This window comes from Streptosporangium sp. NPDC004379, from assembly GCF_042873875.1.
Lineage (GTDB): Bacteria > Actinomycetota > Actinomycetes > Streptosporangiales > Streptosporangiaceae > Streptosporangium.
In genome coordinates, this window is sequence record NZ_JBIAMC010000013.1 from 15,629 (window position 1) to 33,395 (window position 17,767).

At 71.9% G+C, this 17,767-nt stretch carries 19 protein-coding genes; 9 read left to right on the top strand and 10 right to left on the bottom strand.

The annotated features are described in order from the left end of the window. Window positions 1-14: 14 nt before the first annotated feature. The 5 genes from ACFYSC_RS25785 to proC all read right to left on the bottom strand — a co-directional run bounded on the left by ACFYSC_RS25785 (window position 15) and on the right by proC (window position 4,102). Window positions 15-113 carry a 30S ribosomal protein bS22 gene (locus tag ACFYSC_RS25785; protein WP_018654693.1) on the bottom strand — a complete coding sequence of 33 codons (99 nt, stop codon included), beginning with the start codon at window positions 111-113 and terminating at the stop codon, window positions 15-17. Between the two features lie 261 nt (window positions 114-374). Further along, window positions 375-578 (bottom strand): helix-turn-helix domain-containing protein, encoded by a 204-nt coding sequence (locus ACFYSC_RS25790; RefSeq protein ID WP_179820581.1) that lies wholly within the window; start codon window positions 576-578, stop codon window positions 375-377. Between the two features lie 322 nt (window positions 579-900). Further along, window positions 901-1,737, bottom strand: a complete 837-nt coding sequence (locus ACFYSC_RS25795; RefSeq protein WP_389967129.1) for a phosphatase — start codon at window positions 1,735-1,737, stop codon at window positions 901-903. Window positions 1,738-1,757: 20 nt separating this feature from the next. Next, on the bottom strand, window positions 1,758-2,921 hold the full coding sequence (locus ACFYSC_RS25800; protein ID WP_389966556.1) for an acetoin utilization protein AcuC: 1,164 nt from the start codon (window positions 2,919-2,921) through the stop codon (window positions 1,758-1,760). A gap of 386 nt (window positions 2,922-3,307) precedes the next feature. Next, window positions 3,308-4,102: a pyrroline-5-carboxylate reductase gene (gene proC / locus ACFYSC_RS25805; protein WP_389966559.1), complete on the bottom strand. Its 795-nt coding sequence runs from the start codon at window positions 4,100-4,102 to the stop codon at window positions 3,308-3,310. Between the two features lie 188 nt (window positions 4,103-4,290). Here proC and ACFYSC_RS25810 point away from each other — a divergent pair, with 188 nt between their 5' ends. The 7 genes from ACFYSC_RS25810 to ACFYSC_RS25840 all read left to right on the top strand — a co-directional run bounded on the left by ACFYSC_RS25810 (window position 4,291) and on the right by ACFYSC_RS25840 (window position 13,029). Then, window positions 4,291-4,794, top strand: coding sequence for a hypothetical protein (locus ACFYSC_RS25810; protein WP_389966562.1), 504 nt, complete (start codon window positions 4,291-4,293; stop codon window positions 4,792-4,794). A 220-nt stretch (window positions 4,795-5,014) separates the two neighbouring features. Beyond that, window positions 5,015-6,892, top strand: coding sequence for a molecular chaperone DnaK (gene dnaK / locus ACFYSC_RS25815; RefSeq protein ID WP_389966565.1), 1,878 nt, complete (start codon window positions 5,015-5,017; stop codon window positions 6,890-6,892). 28 nt (window positions 6,893-6,920) lie between these two features. Next, on the top strand, window positions 6,921-7,565 hold the full coding sequence (grpE, locus tag ACFYSC_RS25820) for a nucleotide exchange factor GrpE (RefSeq protein WP_389966568.1): 645 nt from the start codon (window positions 6,921-6,923) through the stop codon (window positions 7,563-7,565). A gap of 36 nt (window positions 7,566-7,601) precedes the next feature. Then, window positions 7,602-8,786 (top strand): molecular chaperone DnaJ, encoded by a 1,185-nt coding sequence (gene dnaJ / locus ACFYSC_RS25825; RefSeq protein ID WP_362938870.1) that lies wholly within the window; start codon window positions 7,602-7,604, stop codon window positions 8,784-8,786. A gap of 2 nt (window positions 8,787-8,788) precedes the next feature. Then, on the top strand, window positions 8,789-9,136 hold the full coding sequence (locus ACFYSC_RS25830) for a heat shock protein transcriptional repressor HspR (protein ID WP_389966572.1): 348 nt from the start codon (window positions 8,789-8,791) through the stop codon (window positions 9,134-9,136). An 87-nt stretch (window positions 9,137-9,223) separates the two neighbouring features. Then, window positions 9,224-11,809 carry an ATP-dependent chaperone ClpB gene (gene clpB / locus ACFYSC_RS25835; RefSeq protein WP_389966575.1) on the top strand — a complete coding sequence of 862 codons (2,586 nt, stop codon included), beginning with the start codon at window positions 9,224-9,226 and terminating at the stop codon, window positions 11,807-11,809. 122 nt (window positions 11,810-11,931) lie between these two features. Next, window positions 11,932-13,029: a hypothetical protein gene (locus ACFYSC_RS25840; protein ID WP_389966578.1), complete on the top strand. Its 1,098-nt coding sequence runs from the start codon at window positions 11,932-11,934 to the stop codon at window positions 13,027-13,029. Window positions 13,030-13,125: 96 nt separating this feature from the next. Here the strand turns inward: ACFYSC_RS25840 and ACFYSC_RS25845 are convergent, their stop codons facing one another. Then, entirely contained in the window at window positions 13,126-13,662 is a 537-nt protein-coding gene (locus tag ACFYSC_RS25845; RefSeq protein ID WP_362938882.1) for a hypothetical protein, read from the bottom strand. A 170-nt stretch (window positions 13,663-13,832) separates the two neighbouring features. Between ACFYSC_RS25845 and ACFYSC_RS25850 the strand changes: the two genes are divergently transcribed. Continuing rightward, window positions 13,833-14,315: a hypothetical protein gene (locus tag ACFYSC_RS25850; RefSeq protein WP_389966582.1), complete on the top strand. Its 483-nt coding sequence runs from the start codon at window positions 13,833-13,835 to the stop codon at window positions 14,313-14,315. A gap of 141 nt (window positions 14,316-14,456) precedes the next feature. Here ACFYSC_RS25850 and ACFYSC_RS25855 read toward each other — a convergent pair whose 3' ends face one another. Together ACFYSC_RS25855 and ACFYSC_RS25860 are read right to left on the bottom strand one after the other, a co-directional pair. Continuing rightward, window positions 14,457-15,104 carry a TetR family transcriptional regulator gene (locus ACFYSC_RS25855; RefSeq protein WP_389966585.1) on the bottom strand — a complete coding sequence of 216 codons (648 nt, stop codon included), beginning with the start codon at window positions 15,102-15,104 and terminating at the stop codon, window positions 14,457-14,459. 179 nt (window positions 15,105-15,283) lie between these two features. After that, the gene (locus ACFYSC_RS25860) at window positions 15,284-16,396 is read right to left on the bottom strand and encodes a CapA family protein (protein ID WP_362938890.1); all 1,113 of its coding nucleotides are present in this window, start codon (window positions 16,394-16,396) and stop codon (window positions 15,284-15,286) included. Window positions 16,397-16,523: 127 nt separating this feature from the next. Between ACFYSC_RS25860 and ACFYSC_RS25865 the strand changes: the two genes are divergently transcribed. Beyond that, window positions 16,524-16,943: a Fur family transcriptional regulator gene (locus ACFYSC_RS25865; RefSeq protein WP_389966588.1), complete on the top strand. Its 420-nt coding sequence runs from the start codon at window positions 16,524-16,526 to the stop codon at window positions 16,941-16,943. Window positions 16,944-17,097: 154 nt separating this feature from the next. On the opposite strand, the gene ACFYSC_RS25870 is transcribed toward ACFYSC_RS25865, so the two are convergent. Together ACFYSC_RS25870 and ACFYSC_RS25875 are read right to left on the bottom strand one after the other, a co-directional pair. Next, window positions 17,098-17,655 carry a DUF397 domain-containing protein gene (locus ACFYSC_RS25870; RefSeq protein WP_389966591.1) on the bottom strand — a complete coding sequence of 186 codons (558 nt, stop codon included), beginning with the start codon at window positions 17,653-17,655 and terminating at the stop codon, window positions 17,098-17,100. Beyond that, the gene (locus ACFYSC_RS25875) at window positions 17,558-17,764 is read right to left on the bottom strand and encodes a DUF397 domain-containing protein (RefSeq protein ID WP_362938899.1); all 207 of its coding nucleotides are present in this window, start codon (window positions 17,762-17,764) and stop codon (window positions 17,558-17,560) included. The genes ACFYSC_RS25870 and ACFYSC_RS25875 overlap by 98 nt, the downstream gene beginning before the upstream one ends. Between the last annotated feature and the right edge of the window lie 3 nt (window positions 17,765-17,767).

Consider the following 17,767-nt stretch of genomic DNA (forward strand, 5'->3'; position numbering starts at 1 on the left):
GCAGATCCGCTTCGCTACTTCTTGTTACGCCGCTGGATGCGGGTCTTCTTGAGAAGCTTGCGGTGCTTCTTCTTCGCCATGCGCTTGCGGCGCTTCTTGATCACAGAGCCCACGGGACCCCCAGGTAGCTGGTAGCCGAGATTGTCAAACCGGTGCGCGAACAACACACCGGCTCAACAGACTACCGGCGATCCACGGTAGATCGGCCCTGGGGGAGACCCGGGGGACGTTTTGGGAACTCACGGCGCGCCGCGCGCGCCGCTACCTCGTCCTGCTCCGCCGTCACCGGCCGGGGTCGGGGACGGCGAGCCGGTCGCCGACCCCGGACGGTCTGCGGCCGGCGCCCCCCGGCCGGCGCCGGGGAGCCCACCGCTTCAACCCGCCTCGATGTAGGCGTCCCTCAGATAGTCGTGAACCGCCTGCTCCGGCACCCGGAAGGATCGGCCGACCCGGATGGCCGGCAGCTCGCCCGAATGCACGAGTCGGTAAACGGTCATCTTGGACACCCTCATGACGGTGGCCACCTCGGCCACGGTCAGGAACTTCACCTCACTGAGAGGTCTTTCGCCTGCAGCCATCGGACGCCTCTTCCGCACGTGTTTCCGGGTTATCCCCACTGGTGCCATCGCTCACGCACGTGTACTGCCGTCAGCGTAAGTCGGGACTCGGAGTGCGCAAACCCCCTATTTTGTCAGCCCCCGCAGTCCCACGTCAGCGAAACGGAGAAACTCGCTGGCCAGCAGCCGGACCGTGCCCCTCGCCTAGATCTTGGAACGGACCAACTGTCTCCTATTAGAGTCGCCCACAATCTCCAAAAAGTTGACAAACGGTCGGCGAGGCGGGCGGAATGCAGGCGCGAAAAGCCGGTATAGGGACGTCCGCAACGACGCCCCCCACGCCTCACAGGGCCCGCACGACCCTCTCGACCAGATACTTCGTAAGCGGATCGTAATGTCTCGGTAGCACGTTGTCATCGAGCGGCACGGTGACAGCGATCTTGCCTTCCGCCTCCCCGACGAAGAGCGCGGGGTCGTTGCTGTCGGCGAACCCGACCGTGAGGAGGCCCGCCTCACCCGCCGCGCCGGCCCAGCCGTGGTCGGCGATCACCAGGTCCGGCCGGCCGTCCCCGGGCCCGGTGATCCCATCGAGCATGGCCTCCATCGGGGCCGGGTCGTGGGTGTGCACGAAGGCGCCCCGGTCGTCCAGCATGGCCACGTCGTCCATGTACCTGATCTTGCGCTTGCGGCCGTACCCGGAGCCCCAGTAGGACCAGCCCTCGGCCGGGCTCATCATGACCGCGCCGTGCCGGCGCAGCAGCCTGGCCAGGGCGAGGTGGACGGTGAGCAGGCCCGTGGGATGGCCCGTGGCCATCAGGACCCGCGGGGCGCCGCGGCGCAGCACCCCGGCGATCGTGTCGCCCATCGCCTCCACCGCGGCGATCGTCAGGTCGGGGTCGATGGTGTCCTGGCCCTCCCGGTGCCCCGGGTCGGCCACCACCCCGGCGGAGGAGGCCATCAGCTCCAGCACGTCCCGGTAGGACCAGCGGCCCCGCAGGGTGAGCCCGAACAGGTGGTAGGGGTCGCGGTTGGCCAGCGACCGGTAGTGGTCGAGGTTGTTCTCCCGGCTGGTCGCCACGTCACCGGCGATCCGGGTGCGGACGAGGTGGTCGCGGAGGGCCTCGCGGTCCGGCGGGGACGCGGAGGGGCCCGGCCGGGCCGTGGAAGGGCCCGGTGAGATCGCGGACGGGTCCGGCCGGGTCACGGGAGGGGGTCCAGCCCGTGGAGGGGGAAGACGGCCTTCCTGGTGGCCATGACGGCCCGGTCGATCGGATCCGCCGGGTCGTATCCGGCGGAGAAGTCGGCGAACTCCGGCTTCCTGCCGTCGGTCAGCGTCAGCGGCGCCGTCTGACCCGTCCGCTCCTTGGTGACCCTGCGCCACTCCGGCGGGGTGGCGGTGGCCGGGTCGAGCGGCCGGCCCGCGACCTCGGCCAGCAGGTGCGTCCAGGCCCGGGGCACGACCTGCACCAGCTCGTAGCCCCCTCCCCCGGTGACGACCCAGCGCCCGCCCGCGGTCTCGTGGGCCAGCTCGTGCAGCGCGGCGTAGGCGGCGCGCTGGCCGTCCAGGCTGAGCATCAGGTGGGCCAGCGGGTCCAGCGCGTGGCTGTCGCAGCCGTGCTGGGTGACCAGGATCTCGGGGGCGAACTCCCTCAGCAGCGGCGGGACCACCGCGTGGAAGGCCCGCAGCCAGCCGCCGTCGCCGCAGCCCGCCGGCAGCGCCACGTTGACCGCCGTGCCCTCCGCCCCGGTCTCCCCGGGAAAGCCCGTGCCGGGGAAGAGGGTCTTCGGGCTCTCGTGCAGGCTGACGGTCAGGACCCTGGGGTCGTCGTAGAACGCCGCCTGGACGCCGTCGCCGTGGTGGACGTCCACGTCGACGTAGGCGACCCTCGTCGCACCCTGATCGAGCAGCCAGGCGATGGCCACCGCCGGGTCGTTGTACACGCAGAACCCGCTCGCGGCGGAGGGCATCGCGTGGTGCAGGCCCCCCGCCACGTTCACCGCGTGCTCGGCCTCGCCCGTCCAGACCGCGCGGGCGGCGGCCAGGCTGGCGCCGGTGATCAGCGCGGACGCCTCGTGCACCCCGGTGAAGGCCGGGTTGTCCTCGGTGCCGAGCCCGTGGAACAGGTCGGGCCGTCCGGTCGCGGACACCCGCCTGACGGCCTCGATGTAGTCGCGCGTGTGGACCAGCGCCAGCTCGTCGTCGGTGGCGGGTGCGCAGCCGGTCACCTCGACCGCGTCCAGCACGCCCAACTCCCGCGCCAGGGCCATGGTCAGCTCGACCCGCACGGGAGCGAGCGGGTGCCCCGGACCGAAGTCGTAGGAGGTGAGGGCGTCGTCCCAGACGACCCGCACGGAACGGCTCACGGGTCCTCCTCCTTCGCCGGCCTGGTGCGCGGACCGCCGCGCTCCCCGGGCCGCCCTCCGCTCTCGCTCACGGGCTGCTCGCTCACGGGTTCTCCCCCGCCGGGCGCGGCGACGCCGCGCATCCCCGGGGTGCCCCCGCTCCGGCCGACGCTACCGCACCCCGGCGGGCGGGGACCGGTACGGATGCTCCGGAGGAGCGAACGCTTTTCATCTAAGCGAAATATCCATATTTATTCGCCCCACACCCCGGCCGCCACGAGGCCGCGGCGCGAACGCGGGCCGTACGGCGGCACACGGACGGGCGGATACGGCGGGCCGCCGGTCAGCCGGCGCCCGGTCGGCAGGCGGGCGGGTACGGCGGGCCGTCGGGTATTGCGGGGCGCCGGTCAGCCGGCGGCGAGCTGGCGGCTGCGGTCGCGGGCGGCCTCGATGGCCGCCAGGAAGGCCGCCCGGACGCTGTGGCGCTCCAGCTCGGCGATGGCCGAGATGGTGGTGCCGCCCGGGGAGGTGACCGCCTCGCGCAGGATCACCGGGTGCTCCCCGGAGTCTCGCAGCATGATGGCCGCGCCGACGATCGACTGCGTGACCATGTCGAGGGCCGCGGCGCGGGGCATGCCGAGCAGGATGCCCGCGTCGACCATGGCCTCGACGAGATAGAAGAAGTAGGCCGGGCCGCTGCCGGACAGCGCGGTCGCGGCGTCCTGCTGCGACTCCGGGATGCGCAGCACCTTGCCGACCGGCCGCAGCAGGTTCTCGGTGAGCTCCAGGTGCCTCTCGGAGGCGTGGGAGCCCGCCGAGATCACGCTCATCGCCTCGTCCACCAGCACCGGCGTGTTGGACATCACCCGGACCACCGGGATCTCGCCGCCCAGCCGGGACTCCACGAAGGAGGTGGTGATGCCCGCCGCCGCCGTGACCACCAGGCGGTCGCCCGGGACGTGCGGGGCGATCTCCGTCAGCAGGGCGGCCATGTCCTGGGGCTTGACCGCGAGGATGAGCGTGTCGGCGGACTTGGCGGCCTCGGCGTTGGAGACCACCTGCACGCCGTACCGCTCCCTGAGGTCCGCGGCGCGCTCGGCGCGGCGCGCGGTGACCAGCACCTCGTCCGGCCCGGCCCCGGCCCGGATCAGCCCGGACAGCAGGGCCTCGCCCATCTTGCCGGTTCCCAGAATCGCGATCATTTCGGCGCACCTAGCGTGAGAGGACCATCGGGGGAAGTGAATCCCCAGCCTAAGGGGTCCGCCCGCATGGCACCGGGCGGCGTGCGACCCGACCGGAGCGTCCTCCCCGGGGAGGGCCGCCCGCGGAGCGGCGTGGCGGGATGAACGGTCTCCGTGAACCGGTCCGGCGACCGGGACGTTGTAGGGGTATGCGGACGATCACGACCTCTCTCCTGGCCGGCAGCCTGTTGCTCGCCGCGGCCTGCGGCGTCGAGCAGGGTGACACCGCGGCCTCCGTCACCGCGAACGCCCCGGCGGGGCACGGCGCCGGAACGGTCACCGGCCCCTCTCAGCCGGTCTCGCACACCCTGCCGCCCGTGGCACCCCGTACGGAGCCCACGCACGGCACGCCCATGCCGGTGAGGCCCGAGGGCCACACCGTCAATCCCCGCAAGGCCAGGTGGCTCACGGCCAAGCCGTCCAAGGACGGCCGGAGCCTGCGGGTCGTCTGGTGGTCGGGGGTGGAGCCCTGCTCCGTCCTCGACCGGGTGAGCGTCAAGGAGACGTCCCGGCGGGTGACCGTCACGCTCTGGGAGGGCCCGAGCAGCAGGAAGCAGAACGTCGCCTGCATCGACATCGCCGTCAAGAAGGTGACGACCGTCAAGCTCAAGGCCCCCCTGGGCAAGCGCAAGGTCATCGACGGGGCGCGCTGACCCCACGGAATCCAGCCACCGATCTTCCCGCTCGATGTTTGGCGGGTGGATCGGTGGCTACGCCATGTCCGGGTGACGGACCGCCCGTTGTTCCCCGGAGATCGGGAATGCTTTCACGCGCCGAAAGGTTGAGCGACGTAGACTCAAGTCGTTTGACAAACGTCACTCGAGACCCCAGTATGAGTCCGACAGACTCAACTTTGACTACAAGGACGTACTCATGGCACGTGCGGTAGGTATCGACCTGGGGACGACCAACTCCGTCGTCTCGATCCTCGAGGGCGGTGAGCCCACCGTCATCGCCAACGCTCAGGGCTCTCGGACCACGCCGTCCGTGGTCGCCTTCGCGAAGAACGGCGAGGTCCTCGTCGGCGAGGTCGCCAAGCGGCAGGCCGTCACCAACGTGGACCGGACGATCCGCTCGGTCAAGCGCGAGATCGGCACCGACTGGAACCAGGAGATCGACGGCAAGAAGTTCTCCCCCCAGCAGATCAGCGCCTTCGTCCTGCAGAAGCTCAAGCAGGACGCCGAGGCCTACCTGGGCGAGAAGATCGCCGACGCCGTGATCACCGTTCCGGCCTACTTCAACGACGCCCAGCGCCAGGCCACCAAGGAGGCCGGGCAGATCGCGGGCCTGAACGTCCTGCGCATCATCAACGAGCCGACGGCCGCGGCGCTCGCCTACGGCCTCGACAAGGACCAGGACCAGACGATCCTGGTCTTCGACCTCGGCGGCGGCACCTTCGACGTGTCCCTGCTCGACGTCGGCCAGGAGGACGGCCACGGCTTCGTCGAGGTCAAGGCCACCAGCGGCGACAACCACCTCGGTGGCGACGACTGGGACCAGCGCGTCGTGGACGAGCTGGTCAACCGGTTCAAGAACGCCCACGGCGTCGACCTGTCCAAGGACAAGATGGCCCTCCAGCGTCTGCGTGAGGCGGCGGAGAAGGCCAAGATCGAGCTGTCCAGCCAGTCCGAGACCAGCATCAACCTGCCCTACATCACGGCCTCCGCCGAGGGCCCGCTGCACCTGGACGAGAAGCTCACCCGCGCCGAGTTCCAGCGGCTCACCGCCGACCTGCTCGAGCGCTGCAAGGGCCCGTTCCACCAGGTGATCAAGGACGCCGGCATCAAGGTCGCGGACATCGCGCACGTCGTGCTCGTCGGCGGCTCGACCCGCATGCCCGCCGTCACCGAGCTCGTCAAGGAGCTGACCGGCGGCAAGGAGCCCAACAAGGGCGTGAACCCGGACGAGGTCGTCGCCATCGGCGCCGCCCTGCAGGCCGGTGTGCTCAAGGGTGAGGTCAAGGACGTCCTGCTGCTCGACGTGACCCCGCTGTCGCTGGGCATCGAGACCAAGGGCGGCATCTTCACCAAGATCATCGAGCGCAACACCACGATCCCGACCAAGCGCTCCGAGGTCTTCACCACGGCCGAGGACAACCAGCCGTCGGTGCAGATCCAGGTGTACCAGGGCGAGCGTGAGATCGCGGCGTACAACAAGAAGCTGGCCACCTTCGAGCTGACCGGCATCGCCCCGGCGCCGCGCGGCATCCCGCAGATCGAGGTCACCTTCGACATCGACGCCAACGGCATCGTGAACGTCTCCGCCAAGGACCTCGGCACCGGCAAGGAGCAGACGATGACGATCACCGGCGGCTCCGCGCTGCCGAAGGACGACATCGAGCGCATGATGCGCGAGGCCGACTCCTACGCCGAGGAGGACAAGCGGCGCCGCGAGGAGGCCGAGACCCGCAACAACGCGGACTCGCTCGTCTACCAGACCGAGAAGTTCCTCAGCGAGAACTCCGACAAGGTCCCGGACGACGTCAAGACCGAGGTCACCGACTCCGTCGCCGAGCTGAAGAAGGCCCTGGAGGGCACCGACACGGCCGTGATCCGGACCGCCGCCGAGAAGCTCGCCACGGTCAGCCAGAAGATGGGCTCGGCCATCTACGCCCAGTCGCAGGGCTCCGAGGCGGCCGGCGCCGCCGCCGGTGCCGGTGCCGGGGACGCGTCCGGCCAGAAGGCCGACGAGGACGTGGTCGAGGCCGAGATCGTGGACGAAGAGCCCAAGCGCGACAACGGCGCGAAGTGACGGACCGTGATCCGAGGGGAGCGCGAGCGTGAACACGCGTGAGAACGGTTCCGGGGAGGAGCCGGTGATCCGCGACAACCGCAAGATCGATCCGGAGACCGGAGAGGCACGCGGCCAGGCCGAGCGTGAGCAGGCCGAGCGGGCGGCACAGGCGGGGGAGGCGGGTGGAGCCGGACAGGCCGCCTCCGCCGCGGCCGACGGCCTGGCCTCGGCCGAGCTGGCCGTCCAGCTCGGCGAGCGCACCGCCGACCTCCAGCGTCTCCAGGCCGAATACTCCAACTACCGCAAGCGGGTCGACCGCGACCGGGCCATGGTCAAGGAGCAGGCGGTGGCCGGCGTGCTGTCCGAGCTGCTGCCGGTCCTCGACGACATCGGCCGGGCCCGCGACCACGGGGAGCTCACCGGCGGCTTCGCCAAGGTGAGCGAGTCGCTGGAGGCGGTCGCGGGGAAGCTGGGACTGAGCGCCTTCGGCGTCAAGGGCGACCCGTTCGACCCGACGGTGCACGAGGCGCTGATGCACAGCTACTCACCCGACGTGGCCGAGCCGACCTGCGTGGAGATCCTGCAGCCGGGCTACCGGATCGGTGAGCGCGTGCTGCGGCCCGCCCGGGTCGCGGTCGCCGAGCCCGAGGAGCCCTCCTCCGGCGACGCGGCCGGCGCGGGCGACAACTGAACACACCCCCATTCCCTTTGATCGAGAAGGAAAGCGATGAGCACCAAGGACTACCTGGAGAAGGACTACTACGCCGTCCTTGGTGTGCCGAAGACCGCCACCGCCGAAGAGATCAAGAAGGCGTACCGGAAGCTGGCCAGGCAGTACCACCCGGACGCCAACCAGGGCAAGACGGAGACCGAGGAGAAGTTCAAGAACGTCTCCGAGGCCTACGACGTCCTGTCCGACACCAAGCGCCGCAAGGAGTACGACGAGGCGCGGGCGCTGTTCGGGTCGGGTCTCGGCGGTTACCCGGGGGGCGGGGGGGCCTCCCGCGGTGGTGGCGGCTTCGCCTTCGACCTGGGTGACCTGTTCGGCGGCACCCAGCAGGGCACCGGGGAGCGCATCGGCGACCTGTTCGGGGGTCTGTTCAACCGGGGCGGCACCGCCCCCCGGACCGGCGGGACCACCACCAGGGCACGGCGCGGCCAGGACGTCGAGTCCGAGGTCACGCTCTCGTTCACCGAGGCCGTCCAGGGCACCACCGTGTCGCTCCGGCTGACCAGCTCCTCCGCCTGTACGGCGTGCGGCGGCACCGGCGCCAAGGCCGGGACCACCCCGCGGGTCTGCCCGACCTGCGAGGGCACCGGCGCGGCCAGCCGTAACCTCGGCAACTTCGCCTTCTCCGAGCCGTGCCGTGACTGCAAGGGCCGCGGCCTGCTGGTGGACGACCCGTGCCCGGTGTGCGAGGGCAGTGGCCGGGGCAAGAGCACCCGCACGATCCAGGCGCGCATCCCCGCCGGGGTGGCCGACGGCCAGCGCATCAAGATCAAGGCCAAGGGCGCCCCCGGCGAGAACGGCGGCCCGGCCGGCGACCTGTACGTCCAGGTCCACGTCAAGCCGCACGCGGTCTTCGGCCGGACCGGCGAGAACCTCACGGTCACCGTCCCGGTCACCTTCACCGAGGCCGCCCTCGGTGCGGAGATCAAGGTGCCCATCCTCAAGGGGATGCCGGTGACGCTGCGCATCCCCGAGGGCACCCCCAACGGCCGGACCTTCCGGGTGCGGGGCCGAGGCGTGACCCGCAAGGACGGCACCAAGGGCGACCTGCTCGCCACGGTCGAGGTCCTGGTGCCCCAGCACCTGGAGGACAAGGCCAGGGGCGCACTGGAGGAGTTCCGCGACGCCACCACGGGAGGCGACCCGCGGGCCGAGCTGATCCAACAGGCCAGAAGCGAGTAGCCATGGAAGCCAACTACTTCGATCTGTCGGACGACACCCCCGTCTACGTCATCTCGGTGGCCGCCCAGCTGTCGGGCCTGCACCCGCAGACCCTGCGGCAGTACGACCGTCTCGGCCTGGTCAGTCCGGGCCGTACGGCCGGCCGCGGCCGCCTGTACTCCACCCGCGACATCGTCATGCTCCGCGAGGTCCAGCGGCTCTCCCAGGAGGAGGGCATCAACCTCGCGGGCATAAAGCGGATACTGGCGCTCGAGAACGAGGCGATGCGGCTGCGCGAGGAGAACCACCGCCTCCGCGCCGAGACGACCATGATCCGTGCGCTGATCCGATACCAGTTGCCACCCGCCTGACACTCCACGAACGAGGGCCGGGGGGATCTTTCGCCGCGCCGTGCCCCGGCGCGGTACAGAACGCCTGAACGGAGTTGGGCGATAGCCATGGATTACAAGCTCACGCAGAAGAGTCAGGAGGCGGTCTCCGCCGCCATCAGGCGCGCCGCCGCCGAGGGCAACCCGGAGGTCGCCCCGGCCCATCTGTTCACCGCGCTGCTCTCCCAGACCGGCGGCACCGCCGTACCGCTGCTGGAGGCGGTCGGCGCCGACTGGAAGCAGCTTCGCACCGAGGCCGAGAAGCAGCTCGCGGCCCTGCCCAAGGCGCAGGGCGCCACGGTCAGCGCCCCGTCGAGCTCCCGGCAGCTGCTGACCGTGCTGAACACCGCGGCCCAGCGGGCGCGCCGGCTGGAGGACGAGTACGTCTCGACCGAGCATCTGCTGGTCGGCCTCGCCACGGACGGCGGGCCGGTCGCCGAGCTGCTGAAGTCGCGCGGCGCCACCCCGAACGCGCTGCTGGAGGCGTTCGAGAAGGTCCGCGGGCACGCCCGGGTGACCAGCGAGACGCCCGAGGACACCTACCAGGCGCTGGAGAAGTACGGCGTCGACCTGACCGAGCGCGCCAGGGCCGGCAAGCTCGACCCGGTGATCGGCCGCGACTCGGAGATCCGCCGGGTCGTGCAGGTGCTCAGCCGCCGGACCAAGAACAACCCGGTGCTCATCGGCGAGCCCGGCGTCGGCAAGACCGCCGTGGTGGAGGGCCTGGCGCAGCGCATCGTCGCCGGCGACGTGCCCTCCAGCCTGCGCGACAAGCGCCTGGTCTCCCTCGACCTGGGCGCGATGGTCGCCGGCGCGAAGTACCGCGGCGAGTTCGAGGAGCGCCTCAAGGCCGTGCTGAGCGAGATCAAGGAGAGCGACGGCCAGATCGTCACCTTCATCGACGAGCTGCACACCATGGTCGGCGCGGGCGCGGCCGAGGGCGCCATGGACGCCGGCAACATGCTCAAGCCGATGCTGGCGCGCGGCGAGCTGCGGATGATCGGCGCCACCACGCTGGACGAGTACCGCGAGCGCATCGAGAAGGACCCCGCGCTGGAGCGGCGCTTCCAGCAGGTGTACGTCGGCGAGCCCACCGTCGAGGACACCATCGCGATCCTGCGCGGGCTCAAGGGCCGCTACGAGGCGCACCACCAGGTGCAGATCTCCGACGGCGCGCTGGTGGCCGCCGCCGCGCTGTCCGACCGCTACATCACCTCCCGGTTCCTGCCGGACAAGGCGATCGACCTGGTGGACGAGGCCGCCTCCCGGCTCCGCATGGAGATCGACTCCCGCCCTGTGGAGATCGACCAGCTCCAGCGGAACGTCGACCGGATGAAGATGGAGGAGCTGGCCCTCGCCAAGGAGACCGACGAGAGCAGCCTCCAGCGGCTGGAGCGGCTCCGCAAGGAGCTGGCCGACCGTCAGGAGGAGCTCAACGCCCTGGTCGGCCGCTGGGAGCGGGAGAAGGCCGGCCTGAACCGCGTCGGCGACCTGAAGAAGCAGCTCGACGAGACCCGCGGCGCGGCCGAGCGGGCGCAGCGCGACGGCGACTTCGAGGCCGCCTCCCGGCTGATGTACGCCGAGGTGCCCAGGCTGGAGGCCGAGCTCGCCGAGGCCAGCGCGGCCGCCCAGCCGGAGAGCGCCATGGTCAAGGAGGAGGTCGGGCCGGACGACATCGCCCAGGTCATCTCCTCCTGGACCGGCATCCCCGCGGGCCGGCTGCTGGAGGGCGAGACCGCCAAGCTGCTCCGGATGGAGGACGAGCTGGGCAGGCGGCTCATCGGCCAGGGCGAGGCCGTCCAGGCCGTCTCCGACGCCGTACGGCGGGCCCGCGCGGGCATCTCCGACCCCGACCGGCCGACCGGCAGCTTCCTGTTCCTCGGCCCCACCGGCGTCGGCAAGACGGAGCTGGCCAAGTCGCTGGCCGACTTCCTGTTCGACGACGAGCGGGCGATGGTCCGCATCGACATGAGCGAGTACGGCGAGAAGCACAGCGTGGCGCGGCTCGTCGGCGCCCCGCCCGGCTACGTCGGCTACGAGGAGGGCGGCCAGCTCACCGAGGCCGTGCGGCGCAGGCCGTACACCGTGGTGCTGCTGGACGAGGTCGAGAAGGCCCACCCGGAGGTCTTCGACATCCTGCTGCAGGTGCTCGACGACGGACGGCTCACCGACGGCCAGGGCCGGACGGTCGACTTCCGCAACGCGATCCTGATCCTCACCTCCAACATGGGCTCGCAGTTCCTCGTGGACCCGAAGCTGGACCGGGAGACCCAGCGCAAGGCCGTGATGGACGCGGTCCGGGGCGCGTTCAAGCCGGAGTTCCTCAACCGGCTCGACGACGTGATCATGTTCGACGCGCTCGGCATGGAGGAGCTGTCGAAGATCGTGGACCTCCAGGTGGCGCATCTGGCCAAGCGGCTCGCCGACCGGCGGATCGCGCTGAACGTGACCCCCGCGGCGCGCGACTGGCTGGCGCTCACCGGCTACGACCCGCTGTACGGCGCCCGCCCGCTCCGCCGCCTGGTGCAGACCGCGATCGGCGACAAGCTCGCCAGGGAGGTTCTGGCCGGGAAGGTCCAGGACGGCGACGAGGTCACGGTGGACGTGGCCGAGGGCAACGACGCCCTGACGGTCTCGCCGACGGTAAGGGCATGACCACCGTTGCCCGGCGACGGTAAGGGCTTCACCACCGTTGGGTGAAGCCCGCCCCGGGTGCGGCCCCCGCTGGATACGTTCGGCACTCGTCCGGCACGAGAACGAACGACAGGGGGACGTGCATGATGAACCCATCACGGAAGATCCAGGGCATCCTCGCGGTGGCGACGCTCACGGCCGGCGTGACGTGGCTGTCGACCTCTCCAGCCGGTGTGTCCTGGCTCGGGGCGGTCCCGGCCTCGGCCGCGGCCTGCCACGGCTCGGCGGCGTACGGGCCCGAGGGGCCTGGAGGGGCTGAGACGCCCACGGGCACGGCCGGGGTCGCCGGGGTCACGGCGACCGCACCGGAGGGGACCCGGGTGACCGGGATCGCGGCGACCGGGCCGGAGACGTCCCCGGCGGCCGGGGTCGCGGTGGCGGCGCCCGGGACGGCCGGGACCGCCGGAACGGCCGTGGCTGGCTGTCAGGACACGGCCGGCACGCGGGTGGCGGTCATCCCGTCGGGCGTCCCGGTGTTCGTCCCGACGGGCGTCCCGGTGGTCTTCGGCGGACAGGCCGGGGCCGCGCCGATGAGCGCGGAGCGGATCGCACGGATCGCCGGCCTGCCGGGCCTGTCGCAGGCGTCGGGTGTGGCCGGCTTCACCGACGCCGCGGGCGTCGCGGGGGGCGCGGGCCTGTCCGTGCGGCCGGATGCGGCGGCCGCAGGGGTCACGGAGACGACGGCGACCGCACAGACCGCGGCGGGGACGACCGCGGCCGCGGAGCATGTCGTGGAGCACCTGGCCGCCGGGCCGCTGCCCGCCGCGCCCGACCTGCCCGGCCTGCCGTCCACCCCGGACACCCGCTTCGACCGGGCTCCGGTTCCGGTGCGGCCGGCGCCGCCGGTCTCCACGGGCGCCGGCACGACCGGCGCCGCCGACCAGGCCGGGACCGCCGGCGCGCCGTCCGCTGACGCGCCGTCCGCCGGCGCGGGGCTGCCCGGCGCGCAGGCGGGCACCGGCACCGGGGAGTCGCTCCCGGCCTCGGCCGGGGACGCCGCGACCCCGGTCGGCGAGCTGCCCGCAGTGGTCGAGCGGGAGGTCACGCTCGTCGAGCGGGAGGTCACCACGACGGCGGAGACGCCCGCGGCGGACGACGACGAGACCCGGGTCTCCGGGGAGGACGGCGACGCCTCCACCGCGGAGGAGACCGTCCTCGGCGGAGGCGTCCAGCTCGGGTAAGAGCCATGCCCGGCCGCCGGAAGACTCCGGTAGGAGCCATGCCCGGCCGCCCGGAGAAGGGCCGCGACCCGTAAGCGGGTCGCGGCCCTTCTCGCGTCAGCGGGAGGCGTCCAGCAGCGCGTCGAGGTCGTCCTCGGGCAGACCGAGGTCCACCCGGATCCGATAGCGGGTGCGCAGCAGCGCGGCGTGCTCGCCGCTGCCCTCCGCCGCCTGCCGGGCCCCGTCGGTGGCCCAGACGTGGGCCTCCCGCAGGTCGCCGTAGGCGACGAGGGTCTCGGCGACGGTGAGCGCGGTGGCCGGGGTGCAGCCGCCGAGCCGGATCGCCTCGATCACCTCGCGTGCCTCGTCGGGCCGTTCGAGCTCGAAGAGGGTGTCGGCGATCCCCGCGCGGGGGTCGGCGCCCACCTCGCCGCCGTCGTCCACGGCCCGCTGGAAGCAGTCGAGGGCGTGGGCGGGCTGACCGGCCTGCCGCCATTCCTCGCCGGCGAGCACGAGGATCGCCGCCCGCGAGACGTCCCCGGACACGTCGTCCTCGGCCAGCGCCTCCAGGCGCCGGGCGAGATTCTCGTGATCGTCGGCCAGAAGTGCCTGTTCAAGCAGCCGGTGCAGTTGCCCGTGTGTCACATACGCCACATCGCGAGAGTACCGAGCGACGCTCGACTTCGCCCGCACAACGGCAGGTATTTGTTATGCCACCCTCTGTGCATTATTAATTACAGTCTGCGTGTTTCTGGAGGAAATCGGGCATATGCCAGGCGATCCCGGCCCGAGAGGCGACCTCGTCCGAAGGAGCTGCGATGGGCATGTCCAAGCAGACCGCCTTCACGCTGACGTTCCTGCTCGGCCTCTCGGTGATCGTCCCGGGGTCCGCCGGATACCTCTCCGCGAGGATCGACGCGGTCGAACAGGCCCACCGCAGGCTCATGGCGCTGGAGAACCGGCTGCGCGAGGAGCGGCTCATCACCCCGGCCCGCCAGGAGTCGTGGCTGCGGACGCTCGCCGCGCCGGCCCCCTGCCCCGTCATGGCCCAGCCGCAGCCCCGCCGGAGGGGCGCGCCGATGAGCGCCGGACTCATCCCGGCGCCGGTCGAGGCCCTGGACCCGGTGGCCGTACCGCCCGGGGTCGTCCCCGGCCGGGCGTTCTCCGGGTCCGCGGCGAGGTCCGGCGGCAGGCACGGCGAGGTACGGCGCAGGCCGGCGACGCGCGAACGCGGGCACGGCGGACGGCGGGACCGGGAGCGCGCCGCCGTACCCGGGCAGGTGCGCCCGGACCGGCCGCCCTCGTGAGACGCGCGGCGGATCGCGCGGACCTCCGGGCGGGCACGCCGGGATCGGCCGGACCCGGGACGCGGACGGCGGATCGCGCGGACCCCGGACGTGGGCGGCGGATCGCGTGGGCCTCCGGGCGGAGGCGCCAGGACCGGCCGCTCAGGCCGAGGCCCCCGCGAACTGGCGGTTGAGGTAACCCCGGATCAGGCTCTTGGCCTCGGCCACGATCTTCGGGTCACCGGCGGGGTCGCGCCGGAAGGCCAGTTTGAGCACCGCGTCCCCCGCCTCGACCCCGATCAGGATGGCCAGGTCGAGCTCCTCGCTGTCGGCCATGCCGTACTCCTGGAGGAGGAGACCGCGCAGCCGGCCCGCGATCACCGCGTTGTTGTCCGATGCGGGATCCAGCAGGTTGAGGTCGACCACGTCGCCGAACCGCAGGGAGCGGAACCCCGGGACGGTCCGGTGCATCTCGACGTACTCGTCGATGATCGCGTCGACGGCGTCCCACCAGCAGGCGTACTCCTCCGACAGGAAGCGCCGGCCGATGCGGGAGATGAAACCCTCCACGTGACGCCGGGTCACCGCCTGGGCGATGGCCCGTTTGTCGGGGAAGAACTGGTAGATCGAACCGATCGCGACCCCGGCGCGCTCCGCGATGCGGGTGGTGGTCAACGCCTCGTAACCGACTTCGTCGAGCAGGTCGGCACAGGCGTCGAGCATCCTCTCGACACGTCGCGCGCTCCTCCGCTGGGCGGGCCGGCGGCGCAGCGGAGCCTCGCCGGGCTCCTCGGCAGGCAGGATGGACATCCCCCCATCTTGCCCCTCCGTCACCGCCCGGTCAGGCCGTATCGGCCAATCACCGGATTTCCGCGGCCGGCCCGCGACACGACGGGCCTCCGGACCCTCGGACCTCCGCGCCTGCCGCGCCTGCCGCGCCTGCCACGGCGCACGCGGCGGGCGCTCCGTACGGCCGGCTCGCCGTACGGTCAGCTCTCGGTGGCGGGGCCGGGCCGGGCGGACAGGCCCGCGCAGCCGCGCAGCCCCTTCCAGTCGGTCAGTGCCTGCTGCCGGGCGGGGCCGGTGAGCGGGACGGGGACGCCGCCCTGGATCGTGGCCGGGGTCCACTGGTCCTTCAGAACCTTGCGCCCCTGGATCGTCAGCGTGAGCACGCCGGTCCGGCCGGTCTGGGGACCCCAGTTGTAGAAGACGAAGTTGCCCATGCCGTAGTTGACGTAGGCGTTCTTCAGGTAGCCCCCGCCGAGCAGGATGTGCGCGTGGCCGCCGACGATCACGTCGGCCCCGGCCGCGACCAGCTTGGGCGCCAGGGAACGCTGGGCCTCGTTGGGGCACTTCTGCAGCTCGGTGCCCCAGTGGAGGTGGACGATCACCGTGTCGGAGGTACGGCGCGCCCTGCGCACCTCCTGGATCAGCCGGTCCTCCCGCTTGGCCGAGGCCAGGCCGCCCTTGGCGCCGAGCGCGGTCCAGGGCTGGATGAACTCGGCGTCCATCACCTGGGTGGCGCCGATGACGGCGATCCGGTTGCCGTTCACGGTCGTCCGCCAGGGCTTGTACGCCTGGGCCTCGGTCGCGCCGACGCCCACCACGGGGAACCTGGCGCGCCGGATCGCGGCCAGCGAGTCGGTGAGGCCGCTCTCCATGTAGTCCATGCCGTGGTTGTTGGCCATGGAGGCGACGTCCACCCCTGCGGCCTTCAGCGCGGTCAGCGCCGAGGCGGGGGCGCGGAAGGTGAACTGCTTGCCCGGAGCGGGGGTGCCGCCGGTGGTGATCGCGGTCTCCAGGTTGACCATCGCGACGTCGGACCGGCTGAGCACCTTGGCGATCGGGCCGAGCGCGGTCTGCGGGTTCGCGTTCAGCCGGGACCGCAGCACCCCCTCGAAGTGCACGTCACCGCCGAAGGAGATGGTGTACGGCCGGCGTTCGGGCTTGGGCGGGGCCGAGGAGGCGGGCTTCTCCGCAACGTCCGGCGTCGATGCGGGTTCCGGGGACGCCGACTGCGCCGCCGTACAGGCCGTGGAGAGCACGGCGGCGGCGGCGAGGGCGGCGACCGCCCCGAGTCGGCGGGGGAGGTAGATGTCCATCGGTATCCGAGGATGCCACCCCAGAGGCCATATCCGGCACAACCCGGCCGATGGAGTGTCATCTCCTCAAAACTTGCATGGCTCAAATATTTTAATGATTCCGGTTTTGGGGCACAGCGTGTGCCGCGTGGACGACAGGGACCGGCTTCGACGGGCTGGACTGCGGGTGACCGCGGCCCGCCTGGCGATCATGCAGACCGTGCGGGACGGCGACCACCTCGACGTGGACGCCATCCACCGGGGCGTGCGGGAGCGGGTCGGCCAGGTCTCCCTGCAGGCCGTCTACGACTCCCTGCACTCCATGCAGCGCGGCGGGCTCCTGCGGAGGATCGAGCCTCCCGGCGGCCCCGCCCGGTACGAGACGCGGGTGGGCGACAACCACCACCATCTCGTCTGCCGGGAGTGCGGAAGGGTCACCGACGTCGGCTGCGCCGTCGGGCACGCCCCGTGCATGGCCCCCGTCTCCGACGCCGGATACCTGGTGGACGAGGCGGACGTCATCTACTGGGGCGTGTGCCCCGCCTGCCGTCCCGTTGAGGCCCGATGAGCCCGCGGGCGGGCGAGGCGGTATCCCCCTGCGCGTGACGTACGGACCGCGTGCCGACGGCGCCTCCGACGGGCCGCCGTCCAGTGGCCGCCTCGCCCAGCCGCCTCGCCCGGCCGCCCAGCACCGCCGCCCCGCACCGCCGTCCCGTACGGCCTCAGAGGTCGAACCGCCCGCCTTTCACCCCGTGAACGAAGGCGTCCCATTCCGTCCGGCCGAAGACGAGCACGGGGCCCTCGGGGTCCTTGCTGTCCCTGACCCCGATGCTCCGCCCCGGGAGACGTGCGATCTCCACGCAGTTCCCGTTGACAGTGCTCTGCCGGCTCTTTCGCCACGCCACCGCTGAAAGGTCGATCTGCGACAAAACCCAACCCCTTCCCCGGGAACACCACGAGGACTTCAAGGATGAGCACGCGCGCGAGAACGTGCAAGGCGTCGGCGGCGTGACGGGGAGCACGGCGCGTGATGCCGGCTCCGGCTCCGTCCCCCCGATCCTCCGTTCCCCGGCCCCGCCCGCGGGCAGGGTGATCCGGGGTGATCGCGTGAGGCGGCCCCCGGCCCCCGGCCTCCGGGCACCGGGACCGGTCCCGCCGAAGCGGGACCGGCTTCGGACTTCGCTAGAGGTCGAACTCCCCGTCCTTGACCCCCCCGACGAACGCGTCCCACTCGTCAGGGGTGAAGACGAGGACAGGCCCCGACCTGTCCTTGCTGTCACGGACGCCGACGCGCCCCCCGTCCAACGGCGCCACCTCGACGCAGTTGCCGTTCACAGCGCTCCTCCGGCTTTTCCTCCATGCCGCGGCGCCGAAATCTGTCGCATCCATATT